Raw genomic sequence first — 19,781 nt, forward strand, 5'->3', positions numbered from 1 at the left:
GTCCCGTATCCGTGCGACCATTTCGGGAGGAGTTCCACCATGCTTTCGCACTAGCTACACTACTTCCCCCCTTCCTCGCCCCGTGTGGGAGCGGAAGGGGGCCAGAGTGACAGTGAGGGGGGCGTCAGATACTCTCCGCCCAACCACTTCTACGCAGAGGAAGGGTGAAAACGACTGGCGGGAAAAAGGTTTTTCAGATACTCGCTCAGCAGTATTATTCATCCCGCAGCGCAACTGCCGGACTGGTCTGGCTCATGCGCAGAGCTGGCCATACTCCTGCTAACACCGCAGCAATCAGTGCTACCATAAATGCCTGTCCAAAAAGTGCCGGATCAACAGCTAATTCCAGTGTCCAACCAAACGAGCGCTTATTGATCACATACGTCAGGATCAGGGCCAGCACCAATCCTAACGGTGCTGCCAGCAGACCGGCAGCCAGTCCCATAAGTCCAGTCTGACCGAGCACGACTCCCCAAAGTTGGGCAGGGGTCAAGCCAACAGCGCGCAATACCCCCAATTCACGGGTGCGTTCGAGCTGTAATGCCATCAGCGCACTCAAGATACCAATAAATGCGACAATGGTGGCCAGCAGTTGCAGCACAGAGGTGATAGCAAAGGTGCGATCAAAAACGATCAGTGTCCCTTCACGCAGAGCACGGCTGGCATTGACCAGCACCGTCCCATACGCAGCACTTATCGTCCGTACCCGATCAATCACCGCTTCGACATCGTACCCGTCGCGCACGTAAATAGCCAGTGAAGAGATCGCCTGATCATCCCATAATGAGCGGTAGGCAGTATCGTTCATCCGTATCACTCCCCGATCAGAGGTGTAGTCGTAGTAGACACCGGCAATGGGGAGATCACGCAGTCCCCGATCGGTACGTACCGTAAGCGTATCACCGACACCTAGACCGCTGCGGAATGCTAACGGTTCTGAAATGAGCACAGCGCCACGCTCCCAGGCTTCCCATGTAGTAGCATCCCCACCCTGTTGGAAACGTAGCGCCCGCCGACCACGTTCAGTTGCGCCTCCGATAGCAACCAGGGTTGTCGGGCCGGTTGGCAGGTCGATCTGCACACTACGAAAGGTGGTAATCGACTCAATTTCGGGCATTGTCGCCAGCGCAGCCGCTAACGCCGGGTCAAGCACGGTATCGATTCGATTAGCGACGTTACTCGGTGGTGAAACGTAGATGTCGGCAATTAAACTCTGCTCTAACCAATTGATAACAGTTTGGCGGAAGCTCCCGATCATAATTCCCACCCCAATGGTCACCGAAACTGCAACCATCAAGGCGGCAACTGCCACCGCCGTGCGCGACAGGCTGCTCACGACATCGCGGATCGCCATTCGCCCCAACATACCTGATATTCTTCCTAAGGTTGGTTGCATGACGGCCATGAGCGCAACCAGGGCGGGTGGTGTGATAAGCGCAGCACCGATAACGATTGCAAACAGACCACCAAATGCAGCGTAAAGCCCTGTCGTGTTGGCCGGCATAGGGATCACTAGCACCCCACCACCGAGAACCAAGAGTGCAATACCGGCGCCAGCCAGGCGCGGAATAGCCCGCCGAATGCGATCTTCGATGCTCGAACGGCGCAACACGGTACGCGGTGGGGTATACATCGCCTCAAGTGCTGGCATAAGCGCCGCCAGAATCGTGGCGATAACACCAAGTCCGGCCCCTTTTAAGAGCACGAACGGTTCGAGCTGTATATCACGCACGGTAACCACAAAATAGAGATCGTTTATCGTCTGCGTGACTAAACCGACCAGACCTCTTCCCAATACAACTCCCAGCCCCAGGCCACCAGCCACACCCAGCAAACTGATGATAAATGCCTCAGTCAATACCAGACCGGCTAACTGAGCACGACTCACACCCACACAGCGCAGCGTTCCCCATAAGGTACGGCGTTGGACAACACTAAAGGTCATAGTGTTGTAGATCAGAAACATACCAACAATCAACGCCAGCAGACTCAAGGCGGTCAGATTCAGCTCAAAGGCATCGGTCATTTGCTGTAATGCCCCGGTGCGAGCAGTGACAGGCTGAATAGTGATACCAGGTGGCAGGCTGGCCGCCAGCACATCGAGTTCAAATGTCTCCGGCACGATCAGATCAATCCGACTCAGACGACCGGTATTGGTTAGCAGTTCCTGCGCACTCGCAATATCCACAACAATCAGACCTTCCAGTGCCCGCCGACTCACCTCATTGGCAGGATCGAGAATACCAACAATCTCTAACATCGATTGCCGGGCGCCGATCTGGATCGGCACTTGATCGCCAGGATGCAGGTTGGCCGGTTCGGTGACGGTACGTGCGAGCAGCGCCGCCCCCGGTTTGATCAGCAGCGCAGCCAGATCGACCGAACCATTACTGGCCAGGTATGGCCGAAACGGGGCCTCGGCAAAGGGATCGATTCCGAAAAGCTGGTATACACCAGGCCCAAGGGTTGGTGCGTTAACATAGCCCTCGACAACCGGTGCAGCAGCCAATGCAGGGAATTGGCGCCGGATCATTGGGTACACTGTTTCAGGTAAACCGGTTGGGCCACCGATAATCTGATGTGTTGCCTGACCGGCGATGGTATCACCGGCCAGTTGAAAAGCACGACGGGCACTGGCATTTGCCAGATCGATTGCGACAACAACAGCTACCCCTAACGCTACCCCTAGCACACAGAGCACCATTTGCCACGGATGGCGAATAATCCAGCGAAGCGAACTACGCACGAGCATACAGGTTTCGTTCTAGCGCGGTACTTCAACGCGATTGAGGATACGACCAATGGCTGTATCGACGTTCAAGCCTTCGATTTCGGCTTCCGGGCGTAAAATGATCCGGTGCCGCAAAACTGGACGAGCCAACAGCTTGACGTCGTCGGGAGTAACATAATTGCGATCATAGATAGCGGCCAGTGTCTTTGCAGCGAGCAAGAGAGCGATTCCGGCCCGCAGTGACGCGCCGACCAGCAATTCAGGGCTATTGCGAGTCGCCTGGACAATCGCGACAATATAATTCAGAATGCCCTGCTCAACCTGTACCTGAGCAATTTCCGCCCGACATACCGTGAGTGCTTCGGGTGTCACAATGGCACGAAGACCGCTCGTCGTTAATTGATGCGCATCGAAACCGAGATGGTAACGGCGCAGAACTTCCGTTTCTACTTCACGTGATGCGTAATCGATCACCACTTTGAAGAGAAAACGGTCAAGTTGAGCTTCGGGCAATGGGTAGGTACCCTCATACTCAATCGGATTTTGGGTCGCGATGACGAAAAATGGTTCTGGCAGCGGCAAGCGCTGGCCTTCGATAGTAACCTGACGTTCCTCCATCGCCTCAAGCAAAGCGCTCTGCGTTTTCGCCGGTGCACGGTTAATCTCGTCACCTAGCAATATCTGCGTGAAGATTGGTCCTTTACGCAAACGAAACTGACCATTACTCAGATCGTACACTTGTGTGCCGACCACGTCGGATGGCATAAGATCGGGTGTAAACTGAATCCGACGAAAGTCGGCCTGGATCATCTGCGCCAGTGTTTTGGCCATCAATGTTTTGGCAGTGCCCGGCGGGCCTTCGATTAACACATGCCCTCCACAGAGGAGAGCAGTGATCAACAGAGTTAACGGCTCTTCCTGACCGACGAGTGTTTTACGGGCTTCGCTTAACAGGTTTGATACCAGTTGTGCAGTTTGCATACAGGTTTCTCCATAATACCGCTATAGGTATGGTACCACGACTTAAAATGTTCCGGCAGGGGAGGGGTAACAATAGCAGGGTTTAACAAGAGAGGAAATAGAAAATAGGGACAAGTGATAAGGCAGGTTAGGAACCCGCCCCCAATAAGGTGCTTCTGAGACGGACACGGGTTCCACGGATGCTAGCGCAGGGCGCGGGCCGTTGGCCCACACTCCTAGCCGTGATGGTCTTTGGAATTGAAATACCGAAATACGTGCTACCCCAGCAAAACAACCAGGCAAATCAGCAAAAATGTGGCGAGTACTACTGTCAAACTGATAAATCCAATTCGCTCCCAATGTAAAAAACGCCAATCGGGGGGAATGAGGTTCTCGAAACCGTAAATTGCCAGCCGATACTCTTCTTCTGGTTTCCCAAGATCGAGTTTTATTTCCGTTAGCGGAATAAAATTGATCTGCAACTCAGCCATTACAATCTGACCATCCTTATCCAGTTGCTTCTGCTGAAGTTCGATCATCTCTTTTACTTCGCTAATTTGAAGCCATTCGGGGGGAATGCGCTGAACTCGGTTCCTGTACACCAGTTCAGCTTTGCAGGTACGATGTAACCATGCCTCATCAACATCAGGCAAATCGTTGTGGACACTATCCTTCACTACCCGCCGCGACCACTCCATTACCTTGCGTTGCACCAGTCGCCCGAAGCTCTCGCAGCGTTTACAGGGTAACGAACCACGACCACTGCACGCCGAACAGGGAACGACCCGTTGTCGCACGACCGCTGGTGAATCTGCTGAATTGCTCTTCGGCTGCTGGTCAACAGGTTGTTCAGGAACAGTAACCCGCCGCTGACCCTGGCATGTTGGACAGATAATCACCCCTTGCCCCTTGCAAGATGGACAGGTAACGATCTGTTCGGAACCGGGCACGATCACACGGCCACCGGGATGTTCGCGAAACTCTTTCGGTGGTGGTAATTCAATCTGCCAAAGTGCGAGTTCGCGCTGAGGAGGGATTTGTTTCTGCTGGGAATCGGGTTCCTCTTCGAGACCAGCCTCACGGCGTTGTTCGATAAGCAAGCGCAGCGAAAAGAAGAAGACGTTCTGATGTTTCGTATCGTGAATCTGGGCTATTCGCCCAAGCAGGGGTCGATAAAAGCGCTTTGTTTTCGACCATTGGTCGAGCAACTGTCGAATGGACACATCATCGAGCTTGCGTGCACGCTCTAACGCTCGCTCAAGTGGCTCGCGAAATAACGAACCACTCAACACCTGCTCTACTTCGTTTTGCTCAATCAGGGCGATTTGTCGCTGAGTGTGGGATGTCGTTACCGGCACCACCGGGTCACCGGTTACGACATACGTCTGGGTGAGATGTCGTCTTAATGCAATTTCGAGATCAGACGCAGCCGCACCGGCACTGGTATAGCGATGTTCGCGATCAAATGCCAGTAACACGCGAATAATGCGATCAACCTCACTCGGAAGTTTCGCACCAGCTTCAGCCAGGGTACGGATGCGCGCAAAAGACTCGCGTGAAACCGGTGGGGTTGGTGTCTCATACCACGGTTCTTCGCCGGTCAGCATGAAAAAGAGCACCACCCCCAGACTGAAAATATCAGATAAGTGGGTCGCATTGCTGGCCGAGATCAGAGACTCTGGTGCAATGAAGCCAGGAGTTCCCATCACCATGTTGGTTGAGGTCAGCGAATGATCCGGATCGCGTGCTATCCCAAAATCGATCAAATACGCCTTATGCTCCTGCTCATCGATCAGGATGTTACCGGGTGACAAATCCCGGTGAATGAAGTCATGACTATGTGCATAATCGAGTGCATCGGCAATCTGGCGAAAATAGATCAGCACTTTATCAGGCGGCAGACGTTGATCGCGCCCTTTGATACGGTCGCGCAACGAAACACCAGGGATGTATTCAAACACAACATAGTGAAACGGGTTTTGGAAACCGTAATCGAGCAAGCGCGAAATATGGGGATGGCGGAGGCGTGCAGCAATCCGCGCTTCTTGTTCAAAGCGTCTGATGCGTGCCGCCTCCTGGCTCAAGAGCACCTTCAGCGCGACCTTGTGCTCTTTGATTTGCCGGTGATGGGCACGAAAAACCCGGCTTGACTCGCCACGCCCAATCTGCTGCTCAACTTCGTAATGGCCAAATACCCTTGGCAGACTGGGGGTAGAAGGAGTATTAGTCGTCATAGCCATTTGGATGAGTACGATGCCACTCCCACGCCGATGCGATAATTGACTCAAGATCGGTAAATCGCGGTTGCCAGCCCAACTCGGCGCGAATCGTCTCGGAAGAGGCCACCAACACAGCCGGATCACCTGGTCGGCGCGGCCCAACTACCGCCGGGATCGGATGACCGGTCACCTTGCGTGCCGTTTCAATGACTTCACGCACAGTAAAGCCCTGGCCGTTCCCCAAATTGTAGCGACGCTCACCCAACCGGTCGAGCGCTTCCATGGCCAGAATGTGAGCACTCGCCAGATCAAGAACGTGGATGTAATCACGCACACACGTCCCATCACGGGTCGGATAGTCATCACCAAATATGGTGACATAGGGCCGCTGACCAAGTGCTACCTGAAGCACAATAGGGATCAGATGCGTTTCAGGATCGTGGTCTTCACCACGATTTGGGGTATCACCGCAGGCATTGAAATAGCGCAAGCATGCATAACGCATCCCATAGATACGGGCCATCCAGTGCAACATCCGCTCGATAAAGAACTTCGACTCACCGTATGGCGAACCGGGCACAATTCGTTCGTTCTCAGCAATCGGAATCCGTTCGGGTTGATCAAACAGATTTGCTGTGGAAGAGAGAATAAACCGGCGCACACCGGCGGCGATTGCAGCCTCAAGCAGATTGGCTGCGTTGGCAACATTATCGCGCAAGTACAGAAAGGGTTTCTCCATACTCTCGCCAACCAGTGTATACGAGGCGAAGTGCATAATCCCATCGATACCGGGATATGCGGCAAAGATGTTGCTCAGTGTCCTTCGGTCGGCCAGATCGGCTTCAATAAAGACTGCCTCTGCCGGAACAGCGGCCCGATGACCCTGATACAAATTATCGATGACGATCACTTCATGGCCAGCGCGTACAAGTTCGGCACTGGTAATACTACCAATGTAACCAGCACCGCCAGTAACCAAAATCTTCATGAAAATCCCCTCTCTCAAATACTGGCCGCAGAATCGCTTGCTGATGATTCTGGAACCTCAGTTGGATGCTGTTCAACAGGTGTGGTAGTTCGTGCGATGTAGAGTGCCTGGATGGCTCGTTGTGCCAGACAGACAAAGGTGCGGTGAAGCGGAGCGCCACCATTGATCGGAAAAATCGTCACGTTTCGGAGTGGGATAAAGTCATCGGCCAACTCCGTCAACATCTCTTCCAGGCTCACATCGGGCCGTTTGTACATCTCGGCCCGCACGGCGAATTCGGCGGTAAAAAACATGACCGTCTGGGTTGTCCGCTGCGTTGCAATTGGATGATAATCGGCTGGCGGTTCAGGTTCGGCCAACACCGACACTAGCAGCGCATCACCCCAGGCAATCAATGCTTGTGGTACACGCTGAGCTTGCTGTGGTCGCCAGAGGGGGGCAATACTGACATCGTGCAGGGTAATGAAACGGCTCAAGCGGTTGTTCAGCGCATCGCTCACTCTTCGGTAGAGCGGGAGTGTGTAGCTACCGGTACAGAGAAGCGCTGGGGTAAAAACCTCAATGGTAAACGTAAATCCCTGGTTCATACCGTCTCCTGTACCGTTGCCAGGGTTTGCCAGAATTCCGGATAACTTACTGCCGCAGCCGTTGGTTCGAGAACTGTTGTTTCACCACGAGCCACCATAGCGGCGATTGCCCAGGCCATTGCCAGCCGATGGTCATGGTAACTATTGAGGGTTGTACCCTGGAGCTGACCGGGCCGCCCGCTGATAACCATTCCATCGGTGGTTGGTTCGACTAGCGCCCCCATCGCACTCAAGCCGGCAGCAACCGTCGCAATGCGATCAGTCTCTTTGGCCCGCAGTTCTTGCGCGTCTTTGATCACCGTTTCACCGGTTGCACAGGCAGCAGCTACGGCCAGGATCGGAATCTCATCGATCAGCCGAGGAATAAGCGCACCAGCAATCGTCGTTCCACGTAGCGATGACGAACGGACAACGACATCACCAACCGGTTCACTCCCTTCCAGCCGTTCATTGATAACCTCAAGATCAGCACCCATAACACGCAACACTTCAAGCGCACCGGTTCGCGTAGGATTAAGGCAGACACCAGGTGTCACCAATTCAGCGTCAGGATGGATTGCTGCTGCCACCCACCAGAATGCAGCCGATGACGGATCACCGGGAACGCGCAGCGAGAGAGCAGCGGGCATTGTCGCAGCCGATGGCGGTTGCAGTATGATCTGTGACGACGAAACAGAAATATCAAGCCCCATCGCTGCCAGCATACGCTCGGTATGATCGCGCGAATCGATCCGACCGGTCAAAACGAGGGGAGCCTCGGCATTCAATGCAGCCAGCAGGAGTGCCGATTTAACCTGCGCCGAAGCAATGGGCAACTCGTAATGACCACCGCGTAACGTTGCGCCGCGAATCGCCAATGGTGCTCGATCACCATCGGCCCGACCATCAAGGTGCGCGCCCATGGCGCGTAAAGGCACGACAATCCGACGCTGCGGACGCGAACGGAGCGACGCATCACCGGTCAAGACACTAAAAAACGGATGACCCGCCAGTAATCCGGCCAGCAAACGGAGCGTTGTGCCTGAATTCCCACAATCGAGCACATCGGTTGGCTCTTGCAAGCCTCCCAATCCTACCCCATGAACAACCAACTCGCGTTCCGCAAGTTGCTCTACCGTTACCCCGAGTGCACGAACACACGCTACCGTTGAAAGACAATCAGCACCGGGCAAGAAATTCGTAATCCGTGCGTGACCTTCTGCAATTGCATTCAACAACACGGCCCGGTGTGAAATAGATTTATCGCCTGGCACCGAAATCACGCCACGGAGGCGCTTCGGCGCAGTCAGTGTTATACCTGTCATGTCTCTTTATCCACTTCAGCAGCTTACGCTTTCGAGTCCAGATCGGGTGCCACAACCAGTTTGTAGCCAAACCCGCGTTGGGTAATCAGGTACCGTGGTTTTGATGGGTCTGGTTCGATCCGCTGACGCAAGCGATAGACCAGCGCATCAATTGCGTTGTAATCAAAGATGGCGTAATCCCACACCTGATTGGCAATCTCTTCTTTACTTACCACCTCGCCTTGTCGCCGATAGAGCAGGGACAACAACCGAAATTCCTTCATCGTTAGCGGTGGTGACAGTAATTCACCGCGGATGTACACCGATTTTGTCGGTTCATCGACCCGGATTTCAGCCCGCACTGCACGCAACAACGATGGATCAAGCGTTCCTTTCATCGTTGCTGCCGGGTCGCTAAATGTAATAACGGTATCGGCGATCAAGATTTGATCAGAATTGTGCAGACTGCGAACACCAATCAGGCGCTCTTGATTGAGAAATGTGCCATTCGTGCTATCGAGATCACGGACAAAAAACCCCTCCTCGGTCTGTTCAAAGCGGGCATGACGTCGTGAAGCGAGCGGGTGATCAATAATAATGTCATTCGATCTATCACGTCCAACTGTAATGATCGGGCGATCCCACACGATCTCGCGGTATTCCCCATTACTTCGCTTAATAATCAGTTGGGGGGCGGGAGCGGATTGCATCGTTCACCAGCCTCCATCATGCTTTGAATGCGTGCGTGCAATATGGTACAATCACTTTGGCCTTGCTGATTATACCATGGCATTTTCGCTTGTGGCAGATATTATGACTCACCATGGCAATGATATGTGATTGGAGAGACGGGTGAGTAGTGGAAGCGGACGGCGCATCGGTCGTTATGAGGTGATCGAGGAGCTTGGTCGCGGTGGTATGGCCCGTGTGTATCGGGCACGTGATACACAACTTCAGCGGATCGTTGCGCTGAAAGTGTTGGCCGCGCAACTGAGTCTCGACACTGAATTTATCAAGCGATTTGAACGCGAGGCACGCACTGCGGCTAATTTGCGTCATCCTCATATTGTCACTATTTACGACATTGGTGAGGATCAGGGCATCCACTATATTGCAATGGAGTACATCGCCAGCCGACCATTGCACTCGATTCTCGAACAGTATGGTGCGCTTGGTCTTGGCTATGCCATCGCTATTCTGGAACCAATCGCTCAGGCACTCGATTATGCCCATCAGGCTGGCGCCGTTCACCGTGATGTCAAACCGCACAATATTTTAATTGATCGTAATGGTCGTGTCGTTCTGACCGATTTTGGGATTGCGCAGACACCAGAGGCGGATGAACAGCGCCTGACGCGCACCGGCGTGTTTATGGGAACACCAGAGTACATTTCGCCCGAACAAGCCGAGGCCCGGCGTGTTGATGGGCGGAGTGACCTGTACTCGCTTGCAGTGGTCGCGTATGAAGTGATCGCCGGTCGCGTACCGTTTAGTGGCGCTACACCCCAACTGATCGTTGCCCATGCGCAACTACCACCGCCACCTATCACGTCGTTTGTGCCCGATCTTCCGACCGACCTCGATCTGGTACTTACCCGTGCCCTCGCCAAACGACCAGAGCGTCGCTTTCAGACGGGTGCGGCGTTCATAGCCGCTTTACGTGAGGTGGCCGAACGAAATGGGACTGCGCCGGTCAGTACCTCTGAACTAGCTGCACTGGTTGAACCATCGCTCCAATCAATGCCGACGGCACCGGCCCCTGTGCCACTTGGGCCACCTGTGCTACAATCAGTAGCACACAAGGCGAAGCCTGCACCTGCACAGCTAGCTTCTGCAGACGGAGAAGCGGTAAGCCGACGCAAAGAACCGGCAGTATCGAACACTGCTCATCATCAGCCAGGAACGCCGCTGCCACCTGCACCGCCGGTACAACCCAGGCGTCACGACCCTGAACCAGTGGTGAGATCACCGGCTTTACCCTCCGATCGCACCGAGCAACTTCCATTTTTTATTATCGGTGGTTTGCTCCTGGTTGTGGTGATTGCGATGATGTTCCTGTTTATTCGCAGCTTCAATGTTAATGCTGGCCTATCACCAACTGCCACTGCTCCACTTGGCCCATCACCGACCCTTGCCGCACCACTGCCGACTGCGACGGCAACGTTTACGGCAGTACCTACCCTGGCGCCAACGGAAACATCAACGTCGGTGCCACCGCCACCATCACCGACGCCTGTGCCGCCGACAGCTCCACCACCGCCGCCACCGCCGTCACCGAAACCACAACCGTCGCCGACGGCCACAGTGACGCCAACCGTCTCACCTACGCCGACCGAGACGGCCACTCCCACAGCAACCGAAACGGCGACGCCAACCGCCTCACCCACACCGACCGAGACGGTCACCCCTACAGCAACGGAAACGGCGACGCCAACCGCCTCACCTACGCCGACTGAGACGACCACTCCCACAGCAACCGAAACGGCGACGCCAACCGTCTCACCTACGCCGACCGAGACGGCCACCCCCACAGTAACTGAAACAGCGACGCCGACCGCCTCGCCTACGCCTACACCGACTTAGACGGTCACACCTACGCAATAACGAATTGTCCTTCAGAAACAAGCGAGGAAGCGATGCCAATCGCATTTGTCATCGAAGTGCATGTACCGTACCTGCGCCATCCTGGCAGGCGACCCATCGGGGAAGAACAATTACATACGTTTACCGCGCAGACGCTGATCCCACTGCTCGATCTGATTGGTGAGCTACAACGTCACCACCTGCCGGTAACGATAACCCTTGCTTGCTCACCAGTTGCACTAGAACAGTGGCGTGATCCGGTCGTGAACAAACATTTTATTCAATGGCTGGAAAGCCGAATTACGCACCATCAGGCCGAATTAACGCGGTTTGAAGCTGAAGGAAACCGGCATGGGGCGTATCTGGCCCGTTTTTACCTCGATTGGGATCGACAAATCCTACGAAGTTTCACTAATCGTTATCATCGTAATCTGGTTGGCCGGTTACAAGAACTGGTCATCGCCGACATCATCATCCCGCTTTGTGTTCCAGCCAGTCATGCAATCCTACCCCTGTTGGGCCACGAGAGCATGGTGCGCGCACAACTTGAGCATGGTTTGCTATACATATCGCGTTATCTGAAACGTCCTGAAGGGCTATGGCTTCCTGCCTATGCGTGGCGTGCTGGCATTGAACACATCGCGCTTGACCTGGATTTGCGGTATGTTATTGTTGATCCTGACAGTGTTGGGCAAGGTCAGTTACCAGGCTGGCTCATTCCAAAACGCCTGGCCGCCATTGGGATAGAGAACGAACTTGCCCGTCACATCTGGTCAACTGAGCTGGGGTACCCCGGTGATCCGCTCTACCGCAATCCTGCGGATCCGACTGGCTACACTGCTAACGGATCTGGATCGCCGCAACCGTATGATCCGTATGATGCTTTACGACGTGCGCAAGAGCATGCCAATCACTTCGTCGAACAGCTCCTCTACCGTTTCACTCAGCTCCCACCCGATACCACGATTGTTGTGCCAATTGATGCCCGCCTATGGAGTAGCAACTGGTTTGAAGGCCCAACCTGGTTTCAGGCTGTATTAACGCGCTGTGCGACCGATACCCGTCTCTTGTTAACTCAGCCGGGGACGATCCTGAACCATCTGCCTGGCACCAGTACTGTTTCGCTGCAGACCAGACTGTGGCATAGTGATTGCGACGCTGATTTGCCATCGCCGCTTCATCATCGCTACCGGGAGTTACTGCATCAAGCCGAGCAGTATTTTGCCGAATTGGTAGCTCACAACCCGGCTGCCGAAGGGCTGCGTGAACGAGTGCTTAGTCAGGCAGCACGTGAATTGCTGCTGGCCGAAATGAGCGATTGGGTCGAGGATATACACAATTTGGGCTGGCAACGCTACCTTGGTCGTTTTGATCAGATACTAGCACTCGCTCGCCAGGAGTCGTTGAGTGCCACCGACCTTTTCGCACTTGAACAGATCGAGAGCCAGGACGCTATTTTTCCGGTATTGAATTATCGACTGTTTGGCGAGAAGTATCACCAGCCACCGAAATTCTGAATTCGGCACGAAAAATCCTAATCATGGCCGATTGCGAAACGATCCGTAGCTACGACCAACTGGCCCGCCAACATGCTGCGTTTCAGCGCAGTCAACAGCCAACGGCGGTTTATCGTCTGATTGAAACCTTCTTTCACGCTGGTGCTCCAACCGTTGACATCGGGAGTGGCAGTGGTCGTGATGTTGCATGGCTCAACCAGCATGGCTATCCGGCTATCGGTCTGGAACCGTCGCCAATGATGATTGCCGAAGCACGCACGGCGTACCCGGGTATCGATGTGCGATTGGACTCGCTTCCTGAACTGAGCAGTATAGAAGATGCTAGCTTTGACAATGTGCTTTGCGTGGCGGTGCTGATGCACCTGCCTGCCAACGAGCTGGAACGTGCGGTGATTCATTTGGCCCGCATTCTGCGTCCTGGTGGGCGCCTCATTGTGTCATACCGAACCCCACCGCCAGAAGGCGAACGAGCAATTGATGGACGCCTCTACACCACGATCCCCCCCGCTGTGTTTAGATCACTACTCGAAGCAAACGGATTCCAACTCTTGTTTTGGGAAGAGATACCAGATCATTCCCGTCCGCTGATACGTTGGTGGAACACCGCAGCAGAGAAAATACGTGATTGGCACTCAGAGTGTGTCTGAAAAAATGTTGAGTTATGTACAACACTGAGACTTGACTTCAGCAAGCCAATCATTCCTTCAGGGTCGGGAGGTGGTACCATGCGCCTGCTGGTCTTCCATTCACCGCTGATCGCGTGCGCTTCCAAAATGGGTGAGGAAGGGGCTTCCTAACCCGACTGCTAGTGCAACAATCATTGCACACACGACCGCAAGCTGCGGAGCAATATCCTGCGGCGTTGATCCCCGCTGCACAATCGCAATCACCGGATCAACAATATAAAATGTTGGAAAGAACGCTGCGATCCATTGTGGGATGATCGGGAACAATGAAATCAGCGCTGGAGCGTACAAAATTAATCCCAACGCTTTCACCATTGCAAAGAGAGAATTGATGTCGTTGACCAACACGCCAAGCAAAATACCAAACTCGGCTGACAATATTGCCCCTAGCAACAACACCAGCAGCACTAACCATATCTGATTGCTCCAGGCACTGTTGAGGATCAACACCAGTACAGCCATCACTGTACTCAAGACAACTCCCAATATTCCTTTGGCAACGTAAAGCTCTCCTCGTGTAACCGGAGTAACGAGTAAGGCTGCCAGCGTGCGATGCTGTTTCTCGGCAACCAGTGAAGATGCCGGTAGCATCAGGGCGCCAAAAACGACCGTCATCAACACGAGAAGCGGGAGCAATCGTTGCTGCCATGACCATTCACTGTTTGCACCTAGTACTGTTGTCTTTACTACCACTGGTGATTCGTGACCGGCCACCTCACGCAGCCAATCGATCAAGACCATACCAATCAACATCCGATCTCGCAACAAGCTCTCCCCCCACACGTAGACGGTTATGCTGCCACGTTGATTACGCATCACCTGCTGATCAAAATCCGCAGGTAACACAATACCAACATCTACTGCACCATTGGCAACAGCAGTACGGAGATCAGCTTCACCAGTATAGCGTCGAACGATTAATCCCGGCATTGCGTCAGCCAACTGCACAACCCGCGACATACCGAGATCGACGATCCCCAATCGCGGTTTTCCGCTAAAAAACGTGCCGAAGATCAAACCCAGAGCGAGACTCAAGCCAAGCGGCACGACGATTGTGAAGATGAAGATAACATTCTTTGGCCCCTGTACCGCCTCACGGTGCAACAAGATACAGATTCGCCCTAGACTCACACGAACCTCCGTTGTAACGTTGCCATACCGAGCGCCAGGCTAAGCAACGCAAAAGCGGTCAACAGGAGCAGATTACCGCTAACATCGTTCCAATCAGCACTGAAGTTGAGTGAACGATGAAGGGTATCAACCAGATAGTAGGTAGGAATGATCCGAACCCAATCCGCCGCTAAGCCGGGTATCAGCACGGTAAAGGTTGGCAAGGCCATTATCAACAACGCCAGCATGCCCCATCCCATAACCGACATCAGATCACGCCCAAGCGTCGCAATGAGAAAGGCAATCCCGGTCATCAGAACTGATCCAATACTCAGAGCTGTAAGGTTAAGCAGCGGTGCTTTCACCAATCCACCGGTGATTGCCAGCAATAGTATCGCCTGCCCAAAGGCGAACAGCGAACCGAATAATGTCTTCGCGACAAAGACATCGCGTACAGTTAAGGGTGTCACTAAAAGAGCCCGGATCGTTCTCTGCTCGATTTCGGCGACGATTAAGCTGGCCAGGCCAAGGCACTCAACCATCAACACCAGTACAGCAAAAAGAGGTAAGATGCGTTGACGAGGAGCAATCGACGCACCAACCATATCGACGCCGAGTATTTCTTCCTTGATCACAACCGGTAACTCTTGCCCGATCAGAGTGAAACTCAATTCACGCGCTGCCGCCGCATAGACACTTACAAAATCCGGCGGTACTTCTGGCGCAAGCAAGAGTTCAACGATTGGTTGCGTACCCTGCCGGAGTTGATCGTAAAGATCAGCCGGAAACGCAAAGCCGACTTCTACTTCACCAGATGCTACCGCCTTTCGTAACGCTTCGACATCCGTGAATCGAGTGACTTGGACTGCGTCATTGTCTGGCATTTCAGACAATGCTGACAATGAGTCGGGAATGACAAGACCCAGGCGTAACGTCTCATCGACCGTCGCTGGTAAGAGAAAATAGATAACGATATACGCAACCAGACCCAGCACCGTTACCAGTGCGAATAATCGGTTGGCAGCGTAAAGGCGTGCATCCTTCACCATTAACGCCCAGATTGCAGTTATGTGCATACAGTACCTTCTGCCTCTCAGCAACAGTTGTGGAGCACACCCTCAAGTCACCTTCGACCATTTGTTAAACTAACGCACGACCGGTAAGCTGAATAAAGATGTCTTCAAGGGTTGCTTCTTCACTGTGTAATGTGACCACCCGTTCGTGCTGAAACAGATCGGCGATCTGGTGCGCAGTTTCAGGTTGGTCGAGGATAATCTCGCGGGTCAGCAGTGAACCATCGGGACCTACCACTTCAGCACGTACCATACGTTTCCCATGCTGCTGCTTGAGATTGTGAGGCGTATCAAGAGCAACGATTCGACCGCTATTGATAAATGCCACACGATTGCACAGCCGATCGGCCTCATACATATCATGCGTGGTCAGGAACACTGTTGCCCCACGTTCCTGCTCTTCACAAATCACCCGTCTAATCGCTTCGGCAGAGGTTGGATCCAGTCCTTCGGTTGGTTCATCTAGAAAGAGAATATCAGGACGATTCACCAATGCACGGGCAATCATTAACCGCTGTTTCATCCCCTTTGAATAGTGTCCAACCAGATCATCTCCTCTGCCATCAAGACCAACCCGGTGGAGCAGACCGGCAATATCAATGTCATGGATATTGAACAAACGGGCAAAGAGGCGTAGATTATCAACCCCACTCAGTTCTTCGTAGAGGTTCGGTTGCTCAAAACAGACGCCGATGCGCGCATGCACCTGTTTGGGATAGCGGGCTACATCAATGCCTAATAAGATAGCTCGTCCGCTCAGCGGTCGCAGTTGACCCGTCAATATCTTCACGGTAGTCGACTTACCGGCGCCATTTGGCCCTAGAAAACCGAGGATTTCACCGCGTTCTACTGTAAAGCTGATGTGATCAACAGCGAGCAAGTTGCCATAGCGATATGTCAACGACTCGGCGACAATAGCAGGTTCAGCCATAATCTTTTCACATAAGACAAGAACCGCCGCGACCGCGCCAGCGGTTTATATTATCGTAGCATAACTACTATTATGATCGAAGTTAAATTTTTGCAGACACGATAGTCGGTTAGCACCTAATCCATGACCCTGACGATACCGGAGCGAAGGCGATACGGGTAGGACGATTGGACTGCATGCGGTGTTGGATCAATCACCCGATTCTCACAACAAGACATCTGTACTCTCTGCTAGCGTCAGGCCGGTTCGCGCATCGTCCCACCGGGGAATGGGAACAGGTGTTGGGGCGCGGCGGCGGCGTGCCCCACCGGATGATCCCGTCGGCATCCGGCGGGTCGGCCATTGTGTTCCATTCGGTTCCATTCATCGCTGGGGTGTATCCGTCGTGATATGAAGCCGAAGGATTCGGACCGGTGCTCCTGCTAGCGCTGGCAAGCAGCACCGGGTCTCATCGTGCGCACCTCGGGCAGTACTGCTCAGGTCCGTTCATTGCGTTCCGCTCGCTGACGCTTGCATTTGGGAGGAATGACACCCAGTTGTCACAGACAGGGATTAGTATGAGACACTCTAATCCCAGACCGTTATCCACCGCTTCCCGCACTACTGCGAGACCTGATGAACAACCTGCTCACGCTTACGATCCTTCTCGCCCTTATCGAGTATCAATAACACTGCGGTGATCAAATACGGCGGCATACTGGCATTAAAGTAGGAACCAGCACTAATATTTACCAGCAAAAAGAGTGCCAGCGCTGCGCTTTGGCGCACGCCAATACCGGTCAGCATACTAAAAGCTACGATCACCTGCCCAATCGTCAATATCCAGGCGATTGGACGATAGAACGGGATTGCGAAGGAACGTAGATAGGCGGCGCTAAAACTGTTTGGATCGATCTCAGACAAACGCTGCTCGAAATGCTCACGCAACACAGATGAGGTCATCCAGCGCCGGGTAATTTTGTGATAGGCGCCATAAGCAAACGTCGCTCCAAAGATGTACCGCAACACCAGGAGTGCGATGCGCCTCGCTCTTTGCCATGGAATTGTTCGTTTCATGACTAACCTCCGTGCAGGCTTGATTGCAGACACAGTATAACACTTTTTTAGCAAAAAAAGTGTTTATATGTCACAACAAGAAAACTAAAAATTTGATGAGAAAGCCGCAAATTCCGCTGGTCATCCGGTATGATAATAAATGGAAGGGTCTCGTATGCCTTACGTGCAAAGAGGACAATGATGACAATGCGACAGATTGTACTCGCTTTCGGTATCCTGATAGTACTGATCATCGGCGGACTCCTATTCTATGTTTTCCGTCCACCGGAGGCGGCAAGTGGGCCATTAGAGGCAGTACCACTCGTGCTACCGACGGTGAATCCAACTGCGATACCTGCCGGTGAGCCAAACGCGACAACCACAACCTCTGTGCCAACCGCTCCTGCTCCTGCAGCAGAGACCGCTGGAGTAATTGGACAACCTACGTCAACCGGGACAGTGTTACAACTCTTTGCCATTGATCAGAGCCGCTCTGAAGCACGTTTCCTGATCGATGAGGTTTTGCGCGGTAGACCGGTGACCGTTGTTGGGGTTACGAGTCAGGTCGCCGGTCAGATTGCACTCGACCCTGATAACCCGCAAGCTGCTCAGGTTGGGGTTATACAAATCAACGCCCGTACTCTGACGACCGACAACGAATTTCGTAATCGCGCCATTAAGAATGCTATCTTGCGCACCAATCAGTTTGAACTGATTACCTTTACACCACGGCTGATCAGCGGCTTGCCCGAATCGGTGACTATCGGCGTACCGTTTGAATTTACAATTGAAGGTGACTTGACGATCACCGACGTAACTCGACCGGTAACCTTTACCGTAACCGTGACCCCGATCAGTCAGACAGAGATCAGCGGGCTGGCGAAAACTACGGTGCTCTACCGCGATTTCAACCTGACAATTCCCGATTCGCCCTCTGTAGATACGGTTGCCGACGAGGTACGCTTGGAACTGGAATTCGTGGCAACCCTTGTCGGGTAGATTGACGGACAATGCGGCAATCGCTATAATGACGCGAGTCTTATCCGACATTACCTCAGGAGTCAACTATGAGTGTGCAGAGTACCCGCGGTCGCCGCGTAAAAGCTGCCAAACAGAACAACTTGCTCTATCTATACATTGCCGTCGGTGTTGTTGCGATGGTTGCCGTCGTCGGCCTTGTCATCTTTCTCAATCGCAACTCTAATGAGGTCAAAGCGCCAATGGCGCCAGTCGGACGCACAGCAGAGGGCTTCTATTACAAAGGCAATCCCGACGCTGCGGTAAAAGTGATTGCCTTTGAGGATTTTCAGTGTCCAGGATGTGCATATTTCTCGCGCAATCTGGCGCCAATTCTTGAACGTGATTATATTAACACCGGTCGGGTACAGTTTATCTTCCATGAATTGCCACTCACCAACATCCATCCCAACGCCGTTGCAGCGGCGGAAGCAGCACGATGTGCCGGTGATCAAGGCAAGTTCTGGGAGATGCACGATCAGCTTTTCAACAATCAGAGCCTCTGGGCGCAACTGAGTTCACCCCTTAATACATTCAGCGGCTATGCCGGCATCATCGGCATTAACCGGACAACATTTGAGGCATGTATGCAGGCCGGAACGCACCGTGAGGCAATCTTGACCGCAGCCAAAGATGCGGCTACCCTCGGTGTGCAGGCAACACCATCGTTTAGCGTGAACGGTCAGATTGTTGATTCGAGTCGGTTGTTCACTGCCATTGATGCGGCTTTGCGGGCAGCGGGGCGCTAAACATTCCTGTCACCAACGCAAACTAGGTTAGACGCCGATGGGCATCATAGGGTGCATTCAGCAATCGTCAGGGCGCATGCAACAAGATACGACCTATGGGCAGAGCGGTGCGCTACGAGTTAGAAGCGGTGAGTCCCCAACCTCTCCGTAAGGTGTAGAGAAGCTCAACTTCCCGTTCCGACGACGCGCTGCCAATCCTGTTGGCGCGCCAATCATGCTCGTTAGCGCAAGGCGGGATAGGGTTTACCCCTCCGCAAACGGGGGCTAGAGGTACAATGGTGCGCTTACACGTCAGCCGATGCTTTCCTGTCA

16 protein-coding genes are annotated in these 19,781 nt (G+C 53.4%); 5 read left to right on the top strand and 11 right to left on the bottom strand.

The annotated features are described in order from the left end of the window. Positions 1–214: 214 nt before the first annotated feature. From QTO31_RS09160 to QTO31_RS09190, 7 genes are all read right to left on the bottom strand, one after another. Positions 215–2,752 (bottom strand): ABC transporter permease, encoded by a 2,538-nt coding sequence (locus QTO31_RS09160; RefSeq protein ID WP_301428853.1) that lies wholly within the window; start codon positions 2,750–2,752, stop codon positions 215–217. A gap of 12 nt (positions 2,753–2,764) precedes the next feature. Next, complete coding sequence (locus QTO31_RS09165; protein WP_301428854.1) at positions 2,765–3,712, bottom strand: AAA family ATPase; 948 nt, start codon at positions 3,710–3,712, stop codon at positions 2,765–2,767. A 257-nt stretch (positions 3,713–3,969) separates the two neighbouring features. Beyond that, positions 3,970–5,925, bottom strand: coding sequence for a protein kinase domain-containing protein (locus QTO31_RS09170; RefSeq protein ID WP_301428855.1), 1,956 nt, complete (start codon positions 5,923–5,925; stop codon positions 3,970–3,972). Further along, positions 5,915–6,898: a UDP-glucose 4-epimerase GalE gene (galE, locus tag QTO31_RS09175; RefSeq protein WP_031460419.1), complete on the bottom strand. Its 984-nt coding sequence runs from the start codon at positions 6,896–6,898 to the stop codon at positions 5,915–5,917. Before galE ends, QTO31_RS09170 begins: the two co-directional genes overlap by 11 nt. A 14-nt stretch (positions 6,899–6,912) precedes the next feature. Then, positions 6,913–7,485, bottom strand: a complete 573-nt coding sequence (locus QTO31_RS09180; protein WP_301428856.1) for a hypothetical protein — start codon at positions 7,483–7,485, stop codon at positions 6,913–6,915. Then, the gene (aroA, locus tag QTO31_RS09185) at positions 7,482–8,789 is read right to left on the bottom strand and encodes a 3-phosphoshikimate 1-carboxyvinyltransferase (RefSeq protein ID WP_301428857.1); all 1,308 of its coding nucleotides are present in this window, start codon (positions 8,787–8,789) and stop codon (positions 7,482–7,484) included. The genes QTO31_RS09180 and aroA overlap by 4 nt, the downstream gene beginning before the upstream one ends. A 23-nt stretch (positions 8,790–8,812) precedes the next feature. After that, positions 8,813–9,478 carry a winged helix-turn-helix domain-containing protein gene (locus tag QTO31_RS09190; protein ID WP_301428858.1) on the bottom strand — a complete coding sequence of 222 codons (666 nt, stop codon included), beginning with the start codon at positions 9,476–9,478 and terminating at the stop codon, positions 8,813–8,815. A gap of 142 nt (positions 9,479–9,620) precedes the next feature. Between QTO31_RS09190 and QTO31_RS09195 the strand changes: the two genes are divergently transcribed. From QTO31_RS09195 to QTO31_RS09205, 3 genes are read left to right on the top strand one after another with little or no spacing between them, the layout of a single operon-like run. Then, a complete protein-coding gene (locus tag QTO31_RS09195; protein ID WP_301428859.1) occupies positions 9,621–11,351 on the top strand; it encodes a serine/threonine-protein kinase in 1,731 nt (576 codons plus the stop codon). A 53-nt stretch (positions 11,352–11,404) separates the two neighbouring features. Continuing rightward, positions 11,405–12,868: a 1,4-alpha-glucan branching protein domain-containing protein gene (locus QTO31_RS09200; protein WP_031461442.1), complete on the top strand. Its 1,464-nt coding sequence runs from the start codon at positions 11,405–11,407 to the stop codon at positions 12,866–12,868. A gap of 23 nt (positions 12,869–12,891) precedes the next feature. Continuing rightward, on the top strand, positions 12,892–13,515 hold the full coding sequence (locus QTO31_RS09205; protein ID WP_301428860.1) for a class I SAM-dependent methyltransferase: 624 nt from the start codon (positions 12,892–12,894) through the stop codon (positions 13,513–13,515). Positions 13,516–13,614: 99 nt separating this feature from the next. Here the strand turns inward: QTO31_RS09205 and QTO31_RS09210 are convergent, their stop codons facing one another. From QTO31_RS09210 to QTO31_RS09225, 4 genes are all read right to left on the bottom strand, one after another. Beyond that, complete coding sequence (locus tag QTO31_RS09210; protein WP_301428861.1) at positions 13,615–14,685, bottom strand: ABC transporter permease; 1,071 nt, start codon at positions 14,683–14,685, stop codon at positions 13,615–13,617. Continuing rightward, positions 14,682–15,740 (bottom strand): ABC transporter permease, encoded by a 1,059-nt coding sequence (locus QTO31_RS09215; RefSeq protein WP_301428862.1) that lies wholly within the window; start codon positions 15,738–15,740, stop codon positions 14,682–14,684. The genes QTO31_RS09210 and QTO31_RS09215 overlap by 4 nt, the downstream gene beginning before the upstream one ends. Before the next feature lie 64 nt (positions 15,741–15,804). Further along, positions 15,805–16,668: an ATP-binding cassette domain-containing protein gene (locus QTO31_RS09220; RefSeq protein WP_301428863.1), complete on the bottom strand. Its 864-nt coding sequence runs from the start codon at positions 16,666–16,668 to the stop codon at positions 15,805–15,807. A 600-nt stretch (positions 16,669–17,268) separates the two neighbouring features. Beyond that, positions 17,269–17,724, bottom strand: a complete 456-nt coding sequence (locus QTO31_RS09225; protein WP_301428864.1) for a DoxX family membrane protein — start codon at positions 17,722–17,724, stop codon at positions 17,269–17,271. Positions 17,725–17,901: 177 nt separating this feature from the next. Here QTO31_RS09225 and QTO31_RS09230 point away from each other — a divergent pair, with 177 nt between their 5' ends. Together QTO31_RS09230 and QTO31_RS09235 are read left to right on the top strand one after the other, a co-directional pair. After that, the gene (locus tag QTO31_RS09230) at positions 17,902–18,702 is read left to right on the top strand and encodes a YceI family protein (RefSeq protein ID WP_301428865.1); all 801 of its coding nucleotides are present in this window, start codon (positions 17,902–17,904) and stop codon (positions 18,700–18,702) included. 68 nt (positions 18,703–18,770) lie between these two features. Continuing rightward, positions 18,771–19,469, top strand: a complete 699-nt coding sequence (locus tag QTO31_RS09235; protein ID WP_031458730.1) for a DsbA family protein — start codon at positions 18,771–18,773, stop codon at positions 19,467–19,469. Positions 19,470–19,781: the final 312 nt, after the last annotated feature.

Origin of the sequence: Chloroflexus sp. MS-CIW-1, assembly GCF_030444705.1 — a bacterium.
GTDB lineage: Bacteria > Chloroflexota > Chloroflexia > Chloroflexales > Chloroflexaceae > Chloroflexus.

What these genes read in the sequence shown, in the direction of transcription:
- QTO31_RS09160 (WP_301428853.1), bottom strand. Translation starts at nt 2,752, where the DNA reads ATGCTCGTGCGTAGTTCGCTTCGCTGGATTATTCGCCATCCGTGGCAA.
- QTO31_RS09165 (WP_301428854.1), bottom strand. Translation starts at nt 3,712, where the DNA reads ATGCAAACTGCACAACTGGTATCAAACCTGTTAAGCGAAGCCCGTAAA.
- QTO31_RS09170 (WP_301428855.1), bottom strand. Translation starts at nt 5,925, where the DNA reads ATGACGACTAATACTCCTTCTACCCCCAGTCTGCCAAGGGTATTTGGC.
- galE (WP_031460419.1), bottom strand. Translation starts at nt 6,898, where the DNA reads ATGAAGATTTTGGTTACTGGCGGTGCTGGTTACATTGGTAGTATTACC.
- QTO31_RS09180 (WP_301428856.1), bottom strand. Translation starts at nt 7,485, where the DNA reads ATGAACCAGGGATTTACGTTTACCATTGAGGTTTTTACCCCAGCGCTT.
- aroA (WP_301428857.1), bottom strand. Translation starts at nt 8,789, where the DNA reads ATGACAGGTATAACACTGACTGCGCCGAAGCGCCTCCGTGGCGTGATT.
- QTO31_RS09190 (WP_301428858.1), bottom strand. Translation starts at nt 9,478, where the DNA reads ATGCAATCCGCTCCCGCCCCCCAACTGATTATTAAGCGAAGTAATGGG.
- QTO31_RS09200 (WP_031461442.1), top strand. Translation starts at nt 11,405, where the DNA reads ATGCCAATCGCATTTGTCATCGAAGTGCATGTACCGTACCTGCGCCAT.
- QTO31_RS09205 (WP_301428860.1), top strand. Translation starts at nt 12,892, where the DNA reads ATGGCCGATTGCGAAACGATCCGTAGCTACGACCAACTGGCCCGCCAA.
- QTO31_RS09215 (WP_301428862.1), bottom strand. Translation starts at nt 15,740, where the DNA reads ATGCACATAACTGCAATCTGGGCGTTAATGGTGAAGGATGCACGCCTT.
- QTO31_RS09220 (WP_301428863.1), bottom strand. Translation starts at nt 16,668, where the DNA reads ATGGCTGAACCTGCTATTGTCGCCGAGTCGTTGACATATCGCTATGGC.
- QTO31_RS09225 (WP_301428864.1), bottom strand. Translation starts at nt 17,724, where the DNA reads ATGAAACGAACAATTCCATGGCAAAGAGCGAGGCGCATCGCACTCCTG.
- QTO31_RS09230 (WP_301428865.1), top strand. Translation starts at nt 17,902, where the DNA reads ATGATGACAATGCGACAGATTGTACTCGCTTTCGGTATCCTGATAGTA.
- QTO31_RS09235 (WP_031458730.1), top strand. Translation starts at nt 18,771, where the DNA reads ATGAGTGTGCAGAGTACCCGCGGTCGCCGCGTAAAAGCTGCCAAACAG.